Source organism: Sphingomonas oligophenolica (genome assembly GCF_039522915.1).
Classification (GTDB): domain Bacteria; phylum Pseudomonadota; class Alphaproteobacteria; order Sphingomonadales; family Sphingomonadaceae; genus Sphingomonas; species Sphingomonas oligophenolica.
Genome location: NZ_BAAAEH010000065.1, coordinates 124,500 through 141,054 on the forward strand (window position 1 = coordinate 124,500; position 16,555 = coordinate 141,054).

Here is a 16,555-nt window from a genome sequence, read left to right on the forward strand (position 1 = left end):
GGGAGACGATGATGAGCGAACGTGAGTCCATGCCTTATGACGTCGTGATCGTCGGCGCGGGCCCGGCGGGGCTTGCGGCGGCGATCCGGCTGAAGCAACTGGCGGCCGAAAAGGGCGGCGAGATTTCGGTCTGCGTGCTCGAAAAGGGCTCCGAGGTCGGCGCGCACATCCTGTCCGGGGCGGTGGTCGACCCCAGGGGGCTCGACGAGCTGATCCCCGACTGGCGCGACAGGGACTGCCCGCTCGCCGAGGTGCCGGTGACCGACAATCAGCACTGGATATTGACCAGGAAGAGCAAGTTCAGCCTTCCGCATTTCATCACGCCGCCCTTCATGCACAACAAGGGCACCTATACCGGCAGCCTCGGCAATCTCTGCCGCTGGCTGGCGGCACAGGCCGAGGAGCTCGGCGTCGAGATCTTCCCGGGCTTTGCCGCGGCCGAGATCCTGTTCGATCACAATGGCGCGGTGATGGGCGTCGCGACCGGCGACATGGGGGTTGCGCGCGACGGCACGCACAAGCCCGATTACACCCCCGGCCTCGAGCTCCACGCGAAATATACGCTGATGGGCGAGGGCGTGCGCGGGCATCTCTCGAAGGAGCTGATCCGCACCTTCGATCTGGCCCGGGATTCGCAGCCCCAGGTCTACGGCCTGGGCATCAAGGAATTGTGGGACATCAAGCCCGAGAATCACGTGCCGGGCCAGGTGATCCACACCCAGGGCTGGCCGCTCGGCGAGGGCGCGAATGGCGGCGGGTTCTTCTATCACCAGGCGAACGGGCAGGTTGCGATCGGCTTCGTCACCTGGCTCAATTACTCGAACCCCTATCTCTCGCCCTTCCAGGAGATGCAGCGCTGGAAGACCCATCCGGCGATCGCCGCGATGCTCGAGGGCGGCAAGCGCGTCTCGTACGGCGCGCGCGCGATCAGCGACGGCGGGCTGCAGTCGATCCCGAAGCTGGTCTTCCCGGGCGGCGCGCTGATCGGCGATTCGGCGGGCTTTCTCAACGTGCCGCGCATCAAGGGCAGCCACACCGCGCTGAAGAGCGGCATGATGGCGGCCGAGGCTGCCTATGACGCGATCCAGGCCGGCCGCGCCGGGGACGAGCTCGCCGCCTATCCGGAAGCTTTCGAGAAGAGCTGGGTGCGCAAGGAATTGTCGATCGTCCGCAACGTGCTGCCTTTGGTCGAGCGGTTCGGCGACGCGATCGGCACCGGGCTTGCGGGCATCACCATGTGGCTCGAATATTTCGGCCTGAAGCTGCCCTTCACCATGAAGCATCATCCGGACCATGAGAGCCTGTGGCGCAAGGACCAGGTGAAGAAGATCGACTATCCCAAGCCCGACGGCGTGCTGACCTTCGACCGGCTTTCCTCGGTGTTCCTGTCGAACACCAATCACGAGGAGGACCAGCCGGTCCATCTGACGCTGAAGGACCCGAATATCCCGGTCGATTACGACCTGCCGATGTATGACGAGCCCGCGCAACGTTATTGCCCGGCTGGGGTTTACGAGATTGTCGGCGAGGAAGAGGGCAATCCGAAGTTCGTGATCAACGCCCAGAATTGCGTCCACTGCAAGACCTGCGACATCAAGGATCCGACCCAGAACATCAACTGGGTCGTCCCCGAGGGCGGCGGAGGGCCGAATTATCCCAATATGTGATCGCCTGGTTGTGGCCATGCTTGCGCTGGCGATCGCGGCGCCGGCCCGGGCCGATCGTGGGACCGATGACCTTGCCGCCTATGCCCGCGCGCGTGCCGCCGATGGCGACGGCAAGGTGATCCAGGCCGCCGCCGCCTATGCCGCCGCGTTGAGCGGGGCGCCCGACAATGTCGGCATTGCCAGGCGCGCCTATCGCGAGGCGCTCGAGGCGGGCGATGACGCGCTGGTCGATCGCGCGATCGCGACGATGGAGCGGACCGGCGAGGCGCCGCCCGACGCGGCGCTGCTGCGCTATGCCGGCGCGGTGCGTGCCGGCAATGTGCCGGTGCAGAAGGCGATGCTGGCCAGGATCGGCGCCGGGCCGTTCGACTTCATCGCAAGCCTGCTCCGCACGTGGCAGGCCTATGATGCCGGCGGCGACCCGTTCGCCCAGCTCGATGACGCCAAGGGCAACCCGGTCGCGCGCCGCTATATCGCCGAGAACCGCGCGCTGCTGCAGATCGCGACCGGCAAGGCCGGCGAAGGGGTCATCGACCTCGAGGCGATGCTCGGCAGCGATCAGGCGAGCCTCGATCTGCGGATCAATGCCGCTCAACTGCTGATCGCGAGGGGCAAGGCCGACTTCGCCCGGTCCCTGCTGGTCGGCGACGATCCGGCGATCGCCGCGCTGCGCCGCTCGCCGGGCGGCATGTCGGTGCCGACCGGGGCGTTCGGGGCATCGCGGCTGCTTACCCGGCTTGCCTCCGATCTCGCCGAAGGCGACCCGACGCCGCTCACGCTTTCGCTGTCCCGCGCAGCGCTCAGGCTCGATCCGGGCAATGATCGCGCGCGGATGCTGCTTGCCCTGGCGCTGGCGCGGGGCGGGGCGCAGGAGCGGGCGCTTGCGACGCTCGACGAGATCGGGGAGGCCAGCCCCTATCGGGAGAGCGCGCTTCAGCTCCGCGTTGCGGTGCTGAATGCAGCCGGCGACGCGCAGGCGGCGCTGGCCGCGGCGAGCCAGCTGGCCACCCGCAAGGACGCGACAAGTGCCGATGCGGCGCGGTTCGCCGACCTGCTTGTCGCCTCGGGCCGTTTCGCCGATGCGGCCAAGGCGTACAGGATGGCGATCGCGCGCGCCGGCGATGGCGCGCCCTGGACGCTCTATCTGCAACTCGGCGGCGCGCTCGACCAGGCGGGGCGCTGGCCCGAGGCGCGCGCCGCGCTCGAAAAGGCAGTCGAGCTCGGCCCCGACGCCGCGGTGGCGCTCAACTATCTCGGCTATGCGCGGCTCGAGCATGGCGAGGATGTTGCGGCCTCGGTGGCGATGCTCGAGCGGGCGAACGCGCTCCAGCCCGACCAGGCGTCGATCACCGATTCGCTTGCCTGGGCCTATTTCAAGCGGGGCGATGCGGCGAAGGCGCTGCCGCTGCTCGAGCGCGCCGCGCAGGGCGAGCCGGGCAATGCGACGATCAACGAGCATCTCGGCGATACCCTCTGGTCGCTCGGCCGGCGCTACGAGGCACGCTATGCGTGGCAGGCGGCGGCGATCGTGGCCAAGGCCGAGGATGGCGCCCGGCTGGCCGGCAAGATCGCCGACGGGATGCGCACCGCGCCGTGATCGTCGAGACGGCACCCGCGAAGATCAACCTGGCGCTGCACGTCCGTGCGCGGCGCGATGACGGCTATCATGAGATCGAGACGCTGTTCGCGTTCCTCAGCGACGGAGACGTGCTGCGGCTGGCGCCCGGCCCGGCATCCTTCGCGCTCGAAGGGCCGTTTGGCGTCATCTTGTCGGCCGAGGGCGACAACCTCGTCACGCGGGCGGCCGCCGCCTTTGCGCGCGCCTTCGATCTGCCGAGCGAAGGCGCCTTCACCCTCGACAAGCGCCTGCCGGTCGCCTCGGGCATCGGCGGCGGATCCGCCGACGCGGCCGCTGCCTTGCGGGCGCTGGCCCGGCGCAACGGCATCGCGATCGACGATCCACGCCTGTTCGCCTGTGCCGACGCGCTCGGATCGGACGTGCCGGCCTGCCTGTACGGGCGCAGCGCGCTCGGACGGGGCAGGGGGGAGCGGCTCGAACCGCTCGACGGGCTTGCCGGCGTGCCGGTGCTGCTCGTCAATCCCGGCGTGGCTGTGTCGACCGGCGCGGTTTTCAGCGCCTGGGACAGGGTCGATCGCGGGCCGATCGGCGACGGGGACCTGCTCGAGCGCGCCCTGCTCGGCCGCAACGACCTCGAAGCACCGGCCCGATCGATCGCGCCGGTGATCGGCGAGGCGCTTGCGATGCTAGAGGGTACGGCCAACACTCGGCTCGTCCGCATGTCAGGCTCGGGCGCGACCTGCTTTGCGCTGTACGAGAGCGAAGCCGACCGCGCCGCCGCCGCCGCCGCGATCGGGGCTGCCCGGCCCGAGTGGTGGCGTCTCGAATCGACACTCGCGTGACGGTAAACCGCCCCAAAATGGCACAGCAGCTTTCCGGACTTCGGCGACCGCCCTTCTACCCGACAACTGGCACCACTCTTGCTGAGCGAGGGCCGAACGGGTCCGGTGCAACATCCGCCGCGCCCGCCGATGATCCCCGGTTTCCCCGGGCGTCATCTCCCCATGAGGGCGGCGGGCGCGAGTCCGCCGTCCTTTTGCGTGACGCGCGCCGATGAGTATGCCGCTGATCCTGCCCGGCAAACCCGGCGGCATCCTGCTGATCTGCGACCATGCGTCCAACGCCGTGCCCGACGATATCGATCTCGGCATCGACGCAGCGCTGCTCGGCAAGCATATCGCGATCGATATCGGCGCCGCGCCGCTGACCGAGCGGCTGGCGGCGCGGCTGAACGCCCCCGCGATCCTTGCCACCGTCTCGCGCCTCGTGATCGATCTCCACCGCGAGCCCGACCACCCGGCGCTGATCCCGCTGGCGAGCGACGGCCATGCCATCCCCGGCAACCAGGCCGCCGACCGCGCCGACCGACTCAGGCGCTTCCACGATCCGTATCACGACGCCCTGGCCGCGCTGATCCGAACCGAGCGCCCGATCCTGCTCGCCTCGATCCACAGCTTCACGCCCGAACTCGAAAGCGGCGGGGCGGGGGAGCGCCCCTGGCAGGCCGGCATCCTCTCCAACCAGGACCGCCGCGCCGCCGACATCGCCATCCGCCTGCTGACCGAGGCGGGAATCGTGACCGGCGACAACGAGCCTTATTCGGGCCGCCTGCTCAACGCGACGCTCAACCGGCACGGCGAGGCGAACGACATCCCCAGCGTCGCGATCGAAATCCGCAACGATCTGATCAGCGACGCGGCCGGGGTTGCGCGCTGGACCGAGATTCTCGCCCCGATCCTCGCCGAGATGAGCAATATACTTGCGTCGGGGCGCCCTTCCGCGACATAGGGCGCCGCCATGACCCAGAAATTCGACAAATCGACGCTCCCCAGCCGCCATGTCTCGGTCGGCCCCGAGCGCGCCCCGCACCGCAGCTATTATTATGCGATGGGGATCGCCGAGGAGGATATCGCCAAGCCTTTCGTCGGGCTCGCCTCGGCGGGTAACGACAGCGCGCCGTGCAATACGACGCTCGACGCCCAGGCGAATGCGGCGCGCGCCGGCGTGATCCAGGGCGGCGGCATGCCGCGGCGCTTCAACACCATCACCGTCACCGACGGCATCGCGATGGGGCATCAGGGGATGAAATCCTCGCTGATCAGCCGCGAAGTGATCGCCGATTCGGTCGAGCTCTCGGTGCGTGGCCATTGCTATGACGCGCTGGTCGGCTTTGCCGGCTGCGACAAGTCGCTCCCCGGCATGATGATGGCGATGCTCCGCCTCAACGTGCCGAGCATCTTCGTCTATGGCGGCTCGATCCTGCCCGGCCGCTATCACGGCCATGACGTCACCGTGGTCGACGTGTTCGAGGCGGTCGGCCAGCATGCCGCGGGCAATTGCCCGCTCGCCGACCTGACCGATCTCGAAAAGGTCGCCTGTCCCGGGCACGGCGCGTGCGGCGGGCAGTTCACCGCGAACACCATGGCGTGCGTCGGCGAGGCGATCGGGCTGTCGCTGCCCAATTCGAACATGGTGCCGGCACCCTACAGCACCCGCGAGCAGATCGCGGTCGCCGCCGGCGCGCAGGTGATGGAGCTGATCGCCGCCAATATCCGCCCGCGCGACATCTGCACCCGCGAGGCCTTCATCAACGCGGCGCGGGTCGTCGCGGCGACCGGGGGCTCGACCAACGGCGCGCTGCATCTCCCCGCGATGGCGCATGAGGCGGGAATCGAGTTCGACCTGTTCGACGTCGCCGAGGCTTTCAAATCAACACCTTACATTGCCGACCTCAAGCCAGGTGGGAAGTATGTCGCCAAGGACATGTATGAGGCAGGCGGCGTCTATATGCTGATGAAGACGATGCTGGCGGGCGGCTTCCTCGACGGCAATTGCCTGACCGTGACCGGCAAGACGCTCGGCGAGAATATCGACCAGGTGACGTGGAATCCCGACCAGAAAGTCATCTACGACGTCAAGACTCCGCTCTCGCCGACCGGCGGCGTGGTCGGCCTGCGCGGCAGCCTCGCGCCGAACGGGGCGATCGTGAAGGTCGCCGGCATGCACCGCCTCCAGTTCACCGGTCCGGCCCGGGTGTTCGACTGCGAGGAGGACACGTTCGCGGCAGTCGAGGCGCGGACGATCAACGAGGGCGAGGTGATCATCATCCGCTATGAGGGTCCCAAGGGCGGCCCGGGCATGCGCGAGATGCTGTCGACCACGGCTGCGCTCTACGGCCTCGGCCTGGGCGAAAAGGTCGCGCTGATCACTGACGGCCGCTTTTCGGGCGGCACGCGGGGCTTCTGCATCGGCCATGTCGGCCCCGAGGCGGCCGAGGGCGGCCCGATCGCCCTGGTCGAGGACGGCGACATCATCCGAATCGATGCCGAGGCGGGCACGATCGACCTCGACGTGGCCGAGGATGTGCTTGCCGAACGCCGCGCCCGGTGGCAGCCGCGCACCAATGATTATCAGTCGGGCGCGCTGTGGCGCTATGCGCAGAATGTCGGTCCTGCCTATAAGGGTGCGGTCACGCACCCCGGAGCAGCGGCCGAAACCCATGTCTACGCGGATATCTAGGGCCGATCGAGGGTCAGCGGAGGATCGGCCCGGCGGCGAGTCGCGTCCAACAAAAGGGGTGCATTGCTGGCTGTTCCTGGCTGTTATCGACGAACATTTTATTTGCTGGCTGTTATGTTGGAATTCCGGCCGGGATTTATGGCATGATTTCAAATACTTGAAGCCGGGCTGGCTGTTATCGGATAACAGCCAGGTAACAGCCAGCATAACAGCCAGCTATCAGCCAGCATTGCTGGCTGTTCCGGGGAAGAACAGCCAGCTCCGATTGTCCAACAGGATATCAACGCTGAGAAAGAACCGGATGGCGCCCGGGAAGGGCGCTGTCCGATCCCAGCCTGCCACGGCGCGCTCTCCGGTTGAATCGCGGCATTCGGCCCGAAGGTCGATCGGAGCCGGTGCAGCGTCGCTCCTCTTCCTGCTTGCCGGCTGTAGCGAGGCGAAGACCGATCATGCCACCCTCGCCAAGGTCGAGGCCGAGCAACGCGCCGCGGTCGAGAGCGGCGACAGCATCATCTGCGCGCGCCAGGGCTCGAGCGATTTCGCGCGGGTCTGCACCGTCGAGCGCGCGCAGGGCGCCGACGGCCTGATCCTGACCGTCCGCCACCCCGACGGCGCCTTCCACCGCCTGCTGGTGACCAAGGACGGCCGCGGCGTGATCGCCGCCGACGGCGCCGAGAAAGCGGTCGTGACGATCCTCGACAAGGACAGCATCGAGGTTGCGCTCGGCGGCGACCGCTATCGGTTGCCCGCGACGGTGCGCGGCCGGACGCCGAAATCATGACGCCACTTGCCGGCCAGCCGATCCTCACCGCCGGCGAGATGCGCGCGACCGAGGCTGCGGCGATCGACCGGGGCGCGACCGTCGACAGCCTGATGGCGCGCGCCGGCCACGCGGTTGCGGCGGTGGTGCTTCGCCTCGCTTCGGGCTCGCCCGTCCTGGTGCTGTGCGGCCCGGGCAATAATGGCGGCGACGGCTATGTCGTCGCGGCCGCGCTGGCCGCCGCCGGGCTGGCGGTTCGCGTCGCCGCCACGGGTGCGCCGATGAGCGACGCAGCGAAGAACGCGCGCGCCGGCTGGACCGGTCCGGTCGAAACGCTGGCTGACGTCGCCCCGGCGCCGATCCTGGTCGATGCGCTGTTCGGCACCGGCCTTTCGCGCGCGCTCGATTCGACTGCCTCGGCGGCGCTCGGGCGCTGTGTCGCGGCGGCGAGGCTGTCGATCGCGGTCGACCTGCCAAGCGGCGTCGCGACTGACGATGGCGTCCTTTTCGGCATGGTGCCGGCCTTCGACCTCACCCTCACCCTGGGCGCGGCGAAACCCTCCCATCTGCTCCAGCCGGCCGCGAGCCGATGCGGCCAGGTCCGCATCCTCGATATCGGCATCGCTGCGGAGAGCAGCGTCGAGACGCTCGCGCGGCCCGGCCTGCCGCCACCGGGACCGCAGGCCCACAAATACAGCCGCGGCATGGTCGCGATCGTCGGCGGCGCAATGCCCGGGGCGGCGGCGCTCGCGGCTGAGGCGGCACTGCGCTCGGGCGCCGGCTATGTGCTGCTGCTTGCCGAGGGCGGGGCGCAGGCGCCCCACGCCATCGTCCGCAGGCCATTTTCGCCCGAGGCGCTGAACGACAAGAGGATCGGCGCGCTGGTGATCGGCCCGGGCCTCGGCCGCGACGCGGAGGCCGAAGCGCGGCTCGATCACGCGCTCGGCGCGCCGTGCCCGCTGGTGATCGACGGCGATGCGCTCCATCTCCTCGACGACCGCCGGCTTGCCCTGGTGCGCGACCGTGACGCCGCCGTTATCATGACGCCGCATTCAGGAGAGTTCGACGCGCTGTTCGGTGCCGGAACCGGGAGCAAGATCGACCGCGCTCGTGCCGCGGCGGACCGGGCCGGCGCGACGATCGTGTTCAAGGGCGCCGACACCGTGATCGCCGCGCCGCAAGGGCCGGTGCGGCTCGCCGGGGCGGGGAATCCCTGGCTTTCGACCGCCGGCACCGGCGACGTGCTCGCCGGCGCGATCGGCGCGGTGCTGGCGGGCCAGCCGGAGGCGCCGTTCGAGGCGGCCTGTGCCGGCGTCTGGCTCCATGCCGAGGCGGCACGCCGGATCGGCGCTGCCTTCATCGCCGACGATCTCGCAAGGGCGCTCACCGCGGCCCGGGCATCGCTGTGACCGACATGATCGTCCGTGTCGCCGCGCGGGGCGACGGCATCACCGCCAATGGCCGCCACGCGGCGCTGGCGGCCCCGGGGGACATGCTGACCGCCGAAGGGCAGGTCGTGCCGGGTCCGCACCACCAGATGCCGCCATGCCGTCATTTCCCGGTCTGCGGCGGCTGCCAGCTCCAGCATCTCGATGACGAGAGCTATGCGGGCTTCATCACTGACCGCATCGCCGGTGCGCTCGCCGCGCAGGGGCTGACCACCGAGATCCGCCCGCCCGCGCTGTCGCCACCGCGCACCCGGCGCCGCGCCGCGCTCCAGGCGGAGAGCAAAAGCGGCAGGATCAGGATCGGCTTCAGCGAGGGATCGAGCCACAGCCTCGTCGATATCCAGGAATGCTGGATCCTGGCGCCGGCCTTGTTCGCGCTGGTCGCGCCGCTGCGGGGTCTGCTGGCGCGCTTTCTCAGGGGCAATCGCCGGGCGCGGCTTCATCTGACCGAGGCCGATCAGGGGATCGACCTGCTGATCGAGGGGATTGAGGCCGAAGGGCTGGCCGCCGCCGAAGCGATCACCGATTTCTGCCAGCGCCACGGCGTCGCGCGCTTCGCGATCGACACCGGGCTTGGGCCGGAGACGCGCTGGGAGCCCGAGCCGGTCACCATCACGCTCGGCGGGGTGCCGGTGCCGATGCCGCACAACAGTTTCCTCCAGGCGACGCGCGAGGGCGAGGCTGCTTTGGTGGCGGCGGTGCGCGAGGGGATCGGGCAGGCGGGGACGATTGCCGATCTGTTCGCCGGGCTCGGGACCTTCGCCCTGTCGTTGCCCGGCCGGGTCTATGCCGGCGAGGCAGCGCGTGACGCCATCCTGTCATTGAAGGCAGCCGCCGCGCGCGCGCAGCGCCCGGTCTTCACTGAACATCGGGATCTCTTCCGGCGGCCGCTGACGACGGCCGAATGCGACCGGTTCGATGCGATCGTGCTTGATCCGCCCCGGGCCGGGGCACGAGAGCAGGTGGAGCAGCTGGCCGGGGCGAAAGTGCCGGCGATTGCCTATGTTTCATGCAATCCCAGCAGCTTCGCGCGCGATGCGGAGATTCTGTGCAAAGGTGACTACAGGCTGGACTGGATCCAGCCGGTCGGGCAGTTCCGTTGGTCGAGTCATGTCGAGCTGGCCGCGCGGTTCAGCCGATAGGCGCTCGTCCCGCCTCACTCATGACGTCACCTCCGGACTTGGTCGGGACCGTTACACTTTACAGCCCCATGCGCTAAGAGTAGTTCTGGGAGTGCACTGTGAACGCGGCATGCGCTCTCTGGGATGCTTTTGTTGATGTCGTTGCTCCTCAAGGCGGTTGTGTGATGGTCTTGTCGGAGGTCTATTTCGACGAGAGCGGCACCCATGACGGGTCGCCCATGATGACGGTGGCAGGCTTCCTTTTCAAAAAGGAGCAAGCGCGGCTGTTTTCCCGTGATTGGGCCAAAGACCTTGAGCGCCTAGGCCTCCCCGCAGCTCACATGACCGACTGTACCCATGGCCAAGGCGACTACGAAGGCTGGTCAAAGGAACAGTGCATCCTTTCGGAAAAGCTGCTGATCCAGAACATCAAGCGCCGGTCAGTGCTTGGGTTCAGTGTTGCGGTCGATCCGAAGCTGTACGATGAAGTTATGGGGCCGTTTGTAGCCGCATGCCCAGCCTATAGCTATCTGCTAATGATTGCTGTGGGAGGTGTGCGCCATTGGGCGCAGACCAATGACTATCAAGGCCGTATCGCATTCTTCTTTGAGTCTGGTCACCGCCACGCCAGCCAAACCAATGAACACATGAATATGATTGCCGAGTACGGGCCGGAAGTCGTGGATTTTATGTATTATTACGCCCATGCGTTTCTCGACAAACGGAATGCGTTGCCGTTGCAGGCAGCCGACCTGCTGGCATGGCTCTACCGCAACCATCTCATCAGGGCGGCTCAGGGGAATATGAAGCCGAGGAAGGACTTTCTGGCCTTGGTTCGCCCAAAAGACATCGGCGGCGAGCTTACCCGGGAAGTATTGTTGACGGTGCGGGCCCACATGGACCGAGGAGGCCCCGGTTACGACGGCATTCCCGGAAGGATCGGGACGCTTTATCGCGCCGCTATGGCCTCTGGCCTACCCGGAGGGTTTGCTGCGTGAGGGGGCAACGGCCTTGATGGCGCGCTCAAAATCCTTGGGATCGTCGCTGGCTTCGACGGCCTTCGCTGTTTCCAGAAACCGCTTCGATTCCTCTGGATCATCCCATTTGGGTGGCGGCTCACGCTTCATGTCGACACCTCACTCTAGAAGGAAGACAAAGATTCCCTGCGGGTCTTCCGCTGGCAGGCGAGCCCGCGCGCGCCACCAGCGGGTTTTGCAGTCACCGTCAGGTTGAGAAACGAGTTGTTTCATAGGTCAGGCGCTTACCGGCGAAGCCCTTCAGCGCGATATCCGCGCGGGTCTGATCGTCGATCCCCAACTTTTGCGGCTCGAATGCCTGAAATCGAACTCGGCCAGATAGCGGTGAAGGTGCTTTTCGCTGACGTGGAAATAGCAGCCGACGATCCCGCGCTTCAGGATCGAAAGAAGCCTTCGACGGAATTGGTGTGGAACGGGCCGCGCGCGTATTCCTCAGCCCCATGGTTCACGACTTCATGCCGGAAGTCGCGGCCCATTTGACGATACTGGCCAGCGTCATCAGTGCAGAGAAGCGAAGCGCTGTCGATCTGGCCAACGAGAATAGGCCGCAAATTCGCAACGGTAACGCTGGCGACGTGGAAGGACCGAACGCGCCCGTCACGCTCGACCAACGAGAGCACGGTTTCCTTGCCCCAGCTTCCGCCGAGCCGCGAGGTGGCGCGCTTGCTCTTGTGACGGTTCTTCTCCTTGCCGCCGATGAAAGTCTCATCGGCTTCCACGGTCTGACCTTCACCTCCAAGCGGGCCAATCTGGCCGCCCTTCATCGCCTCGCGGATGCGATGAGTAAGGAACCAAGCGGTCTTCATGCTGCACTGGAGCATCCGCTGAATTTGACGCGTGGAGATGCCTTTCTTGCTGGCGCACATAAGGTGGATCACCTGAAGCCACAGGTGCAGCGCCAAATGGCTGTCTTCGAAGATCGTCCCCATGCGAACGGTGAAGGTCCCCCGGCAAGCGTAGCATTTGCGAAGGCCGATCCGGCTGCTCTTACCCTGCAGGCGACCGATGCGCTCGCCATCGCAGTTTCCGCAGTGCGGACACGTCGGGCCTTCCGGCCAAAGCAGGGCTTCAACGTGGGCGAACGCGGCTTCCTCGATGTGGAAGTGGGATGCGCTCAGAACAGACTTTGCCACGGGAGTATCTCCTTATGACGGAAACACTATCCCTAGCGGCTGGGGTTGTAAAGTGTAACGTTCTCGACCTGGTCCGGGGTCCACGGTGCCGCAGATTCGGACGGCGTTGCTCTTGCGGGCCGGTGGATGCCGGAACAAGTCCGGCATGACGGGTGAGTTATGGTCGGGCAGTTCCGCTGGTCGACGCATGTGGAGTTGGCGGGGCGGTTCAGCCGCGCCTGACAGCGGTTCAGGATCGCCGTCGCTTCACGGCAGGTCATGTACCACGACGTCATCGATGCCTTCGCGCGCCTGGGCGACGACATCGCCGTCGGGGCTGACCAGGGCGGTGCATCCGTAACCGACAAGCCCGCCCTGTTCTCCGGCAGCGTCCGCAGACAGGATCCAGCAGCCGGTCTGGCGGGCGCGCGCGACGAGGTTGGCGATGTGGCGTTCGCGCCATCGCTCAGCGACGTCGGGCGGCAACAGGTTGTTGAGCGGAAAGCAGATCAGCGCGGCGCCGGCATCGGCGACAGCCTGTGCCGCGTGCGGGTGGTTGGCGTCATTGCAGATGTTGATGCCGAACCGACGGGGCGCGCACTCGAAGATGGGGAAGGCGTTTCCCGGGGCGATCCGCTCCTCATTGGGATGGGCCTTTGAATAGCCACCGATGATCCGCCCGCGCTGAACCACGATCGCGCTGTTGTAGATCTGCTCGCCACGCCACTCGAACAGCCCGAGGACGGCAGTCGAGCGGATGGCGGCGAGGCGGAGGAGGAGATGCCGAACCGCTTCGCCGTCGAGGCGCATGGCGCGGCTTTCGATCGTCGCGGCCAGATAGGCATGGCCGCCAAGATGAGCCTCGGGAAACAGCGCGAGATCGACGCCCCGCGCATCGGCCCATTCAAGGTCGGCGAGAAGCGCCTCGGCGCCGGCATCGATATCGTCGCAAGCCGGCAGGCGTTGAAAGGCGGCGACGCGCATCACGGGATGCTTCGGAACTCACACGGTATCGGGATAATCGGCCCGCCGGAAATACAGCCCGTCGGGCGGCGCGTTGAGCCCGAGCCGTGCCCGGTCGCACGCTTCGAGCGCATCCTGCACGTCATCGGCCGACCATTTCCCCTGGCCAACCAGCGCAAGGCATCCGACCATCGAGCGCACCTGATGGTGGAGGAAGGACCGCGCCGAGGCGAAGACGTTAATCCGCTCTCCTTCCTGAACCACGTCGAGCCGGTCGAGCGTCTTCAGCGCGCTTTCCGCCTGGCAATGCGCCGATCTGAAGGTGGTGAAGTCATGACGCCCCACCAGCCGCGCGGCGCCTTCGGCCATCGCGTCGGCGTCGAGCGGGCCGGGCAGGCGCCAGGCAAGGCCGTTCTCGAAGGTCAGCGGTGCGCGGCGCGTGACGATCCGATATTCATAGTGCCGCGCGATGCAGGAGAAGCGCGCATGCCAGTCGTCGGCCACCGTCTCGCAGGCGAGGATCGCCACCGGCGCTGGCCGCATCACTGCGTTGAGCGCTTCCATCAGCCTGAACGCGGTGATCGGCCGCTCGATGTCGAGATGCGCGCGCATGCCGGTGGCGTGGACGCCGGCGTCGGTCCGTCCGGCGGCATGGACCGCCACCGCCTCGCCGGTGATCTTGCGGGCGGCCGTCTCGATCGCTTCCTGGACGCTCGGGCCATGCGCCTGGCGCTGCCAGCCCATGAACGGCCGGCCGTCATATTCGACGGTGAGCGCGAAGCGCGTCATGCCAGGATCGTGCCCGGCGGGATGGGGAAGCCGCGCAGGAATTCGGCTGACGTCATGACGCCGCGCCCGGCGCGCTGGAGCAGGAGAGGGCGGATTGCGCCGTCGCCGCAGGCGATGGTCAGGCTGTCGTCGAGGACTGTTCCCTCGCCCCGGCCTCCGCCGGGATGACGATCGAGCTCGGCCGCCAGCACCCGGACCCGCTCGCCCTGAATCTCGAAAAACGCGCCCGGCACCGGATTGAACGCCCGGATCCCGCGTTCAACGTCGACCGCGGGTCGCGACCAGTCGATCAGCGCCTCGGCCTTGTCGATCTTGGCCGCATAGGTGACGCCATCCTCGGGCTGCGCCACCGCCGGATGGGCCCCGATATCGCCGAGCACCTCGACCATCAGCCGGGCGCCCATCGCGCTCAGCTCCTCCGTCAGCACGCCGGCCGACTTGCCGTCGATCGGCGTCCGCCCGGTGAGCCGCACCGGCCCGGTATCGAGCCCGGCTTCCATCTGCATGATGCAGACGCCGGTTTCCGCGTCGCCGGCGAGGATCGCCCGCTGGATCGGCGCGGCGCCCCGCCAGCGCGGCAGCAGCGAGGCATGGACGTTGAGGCAGCCGAGCCGCGGCGCCTCGAGCACGGCGCGGGGCAGGATGAGGCCATAGGCCGCCACGACCGCCACATCGGCCCCGAGCGCAGCGAATTCGCCCTGGGCCTCGGCGTCGCGCAGGGTGAGCGGCGTGCGGACCGGGATCCCCAGCGCTTCGGCATGGGCATGGACCGGGGAGGGCCTGACCGCCTTGCCGCGGCCCGCGCGGCGCGGCGGCTGGCTGTACGCCGCCACGACGTCATGGCCTGAATCCACCAGCGCCTGAAGCACCGGCACCGAGAAATCGGGGGTTCCCATGAAGACGATCCGCATGGGCACGCTCTGGCCGCTTGGCAGAGGGCAGTGCAACCCCCTATCTGTTCCGCATGGCGTCTCCCGAGATCGAAGCCCTTACCCAGGCCCTTGCCCGATTGCCCGGCCTCGGCCCGCGCTCGGCGCGGCGGGCGGTGCTGCATCTGCTCAAGAAGCGCGAGGCGGCGCTCGGGCCCTTGCTCTCGGCTCTCACCGCGGTTGAGGAAAGGCTGACAACCTGTTCTGTTTGCGGCAATGTCGATACGATTGACCCGTGCGGCGTCTGCGCCGATCCGCGCCGTGATTCCCGCGCCTTGTGCGTGGTGGAGGAGGTCGCCGATCTCTGGGCGCTCGATCGCTCGCGGCTCTTTCCCGGCCGTTTCCATGTGCTGGGCGGGCGGCTCTCGGCGCTCGAAGGCATCAGGCCCGAGGATCTGGCGATCGATTCGCTGGTGCGGCGGATCGAGGCGGGCGGGATCGACGAGGTCGTGCTGGCGATGAACGCGACGCTCGAGGGCCAGACCACCGCGCACTATATCGCCGAGCGAATCGAGCGCTTCCCGATACGCGTCACCCAGCTCGCGCACGGCCTGCCGGTCGGCGGCGAGCTCGACTATCTCGACGAGGGCACGCTTGCCCAGGCGCTCAGGGCGCGGCGGCCGGTTTCCTAGGCGCGATCGACAATCCCTTTCGCGGGAAGTGGATTCACGCGAAGACGCGAAGACGCGAAGACGCGAAGACGCGAAGGGATTCACGGCGGGCGGGCATTTCGCTCCATCCGGTCGTGGTTTTTTCCGAAGAGATTCGGGCAATTCTTTATCGGCGCGCTCTTCGCGCCTTCGCGGCTTCGCGTGAACATGCTGGTAGGGCGACCGAGCTGAATCGTTGAAGGCCCCGAACAGGGACGGCTTCGCGAGGGTGCGCGCCACACCCGGAACTTGACGACAGGCCTGCTCTTTCCTAGCTCGCCCTCATGTCCGTCCTGACCATTCTCGAAGTTCCCGATCCCGGCCTGCGCGCCGTCGCCAGGCCAGTGGCCGAGGTGGACGATGCCGTCCGCTCGATCGTCGCCGACATGTTCGATACGATGTATGATGCCCGCGGTATCGGCCTTGCCGCGACCCAGGTCGCGATCGAGCAGCGCATCGTCGTCATCGACCTGCAGGAGCCCGAGAGCGATGCCGAGGAGGCCAAGCCGGTCCGCACCCCGCTCGTCTTCATCAATCCCGAGCTGGTGTCGGTCAGCGAGGAGACCTCGACCTATAATGAGGGCTGCCTCTCGATCCCCGACCAATATGCCGAGGTCGAACGCCCGGCGCGCTGCCGGGTGAAATGGCTCGACGGGGAGGGCGTTTCCCATGAAGAGGATTTCGACGGCCTGCTCGCCACCTGCATCCAGCATGAGATCGACCATTTGAACGGCGTGCTGTTCATCGACCATATCTCGCGCCTGAAGCGCGACATGGTGCTGAAGAAGCTCGCCAAGGCGCGCAAGGCGGCCTGATCCGCCGTCACTCCGGCGGGGGGGCATTGGCGCTAAGTTAAGCCACTATCTCATTGTAAACGTCTCTTTAAGATACGAATCTGTTTCCAAAAACGTCATCCCGGACTTGTTCCCACTGCTGTCCGGGATTTTATCTGTAGGGGTTGGTGCACGGCAGACAAATCCT

Annotated in this window: 15 protein-coding genes and 1 pseudogene; 11 read left to right on the forward strand and 5 right to left on the reverse strand. The window is 67.3% G+C overall.

The features are described from left to right. The first annotated feature begins 11 nt into the window (after window positions 1–11). The 9 genes from ABD050_RS28230 (at window position 12) to ABD050_RS28270 (ending at window position 11,092) form a co-directional block, all read left to right on the forward strand. On the forward strand, window positions 12–1,667 hold the full coding sequence (locus tag ABD050_RS28230; RefSeq protein ID WP_343892911.1) for an electron transfer flavoprotein-ubiquinone oxidoreductase: 1,656 nt from the start codon (window positions 12–14) through the stop codon (window positions 1,665–1,667). Between the two features lie 16 nt (window positions 1,668–1,683). Further along, window positions 1,684–3,264 carry a tetratricopeptide repeat protein gene (locus tag ABD050_RS28235; RefSeq protein ID WP_343892934.1) on the forward strand — a complete coding sequence of 527 codons (1,581 nt, stop codon included), beginning with the start codon at window positions 1,684–1,686 and terminating at the stop codon, window positions 3,262–3,264. After that, window positions 3,261–4,088, forward strand: coding sequence for a 4-(cytidine 5'-diphospho)-2-C-methyl-D-erythritol kinase (locus ABD050_RS28240; RefSeq protein ID WP_343892912.1), 828 nt, complete (start codon window positions 3,261–3,263; stop codon window positions 4,086–4,088). The genes ABD050_RS28235 and ABD050_RS28240 overlap by 4 nt, the downstream gene beginning before the upstream one ends. Before the next feature lie 211 nt (window positions 4,089–4,299). Beyond that, window positions 4,300–5,034 carry an N-formylglutamate amidohydrolase gene (locus ABD050_RS28245; protein ID WP_343892913.1) on the forward strand — a complete coding sequence of 245 codons (735 nt, stop codon included), beginning with the start codon at window positions 4,300–4,302 and terminating at the stop codon, window positions 5,032–5,034. 9 nt (window positions 5,035–5,043) lie between these two features. Beyond that, complete coding sequence (ilvD, locus tag ABD050_RS28250; protein WP_343892914.1) at window positions 5,044–6,765, forward strand: dihydroxy-acid dehydratase; 1,722 nt, start codon at window positions 5,044–5,046, stop codon at window positions 6,763–6,765. A gap of 301 nt (window positions 6,766–7,066) precedes the next feature. After that, on the forward strand, window positions 7,067–7,546 hold the full coding sequence (locus ABD050_RS28255) for a hypothetical protein (protein ID WP_343892915.1): 480 nt from the start codon (window positions 7,067–7,069) through the stop codon (window positions 7,544–7,546). Further along, on the forward strand, window positions 7,543–8,934 hold the full coding sequence (locus ABD050_RS28260; protein ID WP_343892916.1) for an NAD(P)H-hydrate dehydratase: 1,392 nt from the start codon (window positions 7,543–7,545) through the stop codon (window positions 8,932–8,934). Before ABD050_RS28255 ends, ABD050_RS28260 begins: the two co-directional genes overlap by 4 nt. A 5-nt stretch (window positions 8,935–8,939) precedes the next feature. Further along, complete coding sequence (locus ABD050_RS28265) at window positions 8,940–10,115, forward strand: class I SAM-dependent RNA methyltransferase (RefSeq protein WP_425542523.1); 1,176 nt, start codon at window positions 8,940–8,942, stop codon at window positions 10,113–10,115. Window positions 10,116–10,213: 98 nt separating this feature from the next. After that, window positions 10,214–11,092, forward strand: coding sequence for a DUF3800 domain-containing protein (locus ABD050_RS28270; protein ID WP_343892918.1), 879 nt, complete (start codon window positions 10,214–10,216; stop codon window positions 11,090–11,092). On the opposite strand, the gene ABD050_RS28275 is transcribed toward ABD050_RS28270, so the two are convergent. The 5 genes and pseudogenes from ABD050_RS28275 to fmt form a co-directional block, all read right to left on the reverse strand. Further along, window positions 11,069–11,221 carry a hypothetical protein gene (locus ABD050_RS28275; protein WP_343892919.1) on the reverse strand — a complete coding sequence of 51 codons (153 nt, stop codon included), beginning with the start codon at window positions 11,219–11,221 and terminating at the stop codon, window positions 11,069–11,071. The two genes, ABD050_RS28270 and ABD050_RS28275, sit on opposite strands and share 24 nt — an antisense overlap. A 97-nt stretch (window positions 11,222–11,318) precedes the next feature. Continuing rightward, window positions 11,319–12,264 (reverse strand): annotated as a pseudogene (locus ABD050_RS28280) (IS1595 family transposase). 246 nt (window positions 12,265–12,510) lie between these two features. Continuing rightward, complete coding sequence (locus ABD050_RS28285; protein ID WP_343892920.1) at window positions 12,511–13,227, reverse strand: carbon-nitrogen hydrolase family protein; 717 nt, start codon at window positions 13,225–13,227, stop codon at window positions 12,511–12,513. Between the two features lie 18 nt (window positions 13,228–13,245). Continuing rightward, complete coding sequence (gene truA / locus ABD050_RS28290) at window positions 13,246–13,995, reverse strand: tRNA pseudouridine(38-40) synthase TruA (RefSeq protein ID WP_343892921.1); 750 nt, start codon at window positions 13,993–13,995, stop codon at window positions 13,246–13,248. Continuing rightward, complete coding sequence (gene fmt, locus ABD050_RS28295) at window positions 13,992–14,906, reverse strand: methionyl-tRNA formyltransferase (RefSeq protein WP_343892922.1); 915 nt, start codon at window positions 14,904–14,906, stop codon at window positions 13,992–13,994. The genes truA and fmt overlap by 4 nt, the downstream gene beginning before the upstream one ends. Window positions 14,907–14,959: 53 nt before the next feature. On the opposite strand from fmt, the gene recR reads away from it, so the two are divergent. After that, window positions 14,960–15,556 carry a recombination mediator RecR gene (gene recR, locus ABD050_RS28300; protein ID WP_343892935.1) on the forward strand — a complete coding sequence of 199 codons (597 nt, stop codon included), beginning with the start codon at window positions 14,960–14,962 and terminating at the stop codon, window positions 15,554–15,556. A 302-nt stretch (window positions 15,557–15,858) separates the two neighbouring features. After that, window positions 15,859–16,389 carry a peptide deformylase gene (def, locus tag ABD050_RS28305; RefSeq protein WP_343892923.1) on the forward strand — a complete coding sequence of 177 codons (531 nt, stop codon included), beginning with the start codon at window positions 15,859–15,861 and terminating at the stop codon, window positions 16,387–16,389. Window positions 16,390–16,555: the final 166 nt, after the last annotated feature.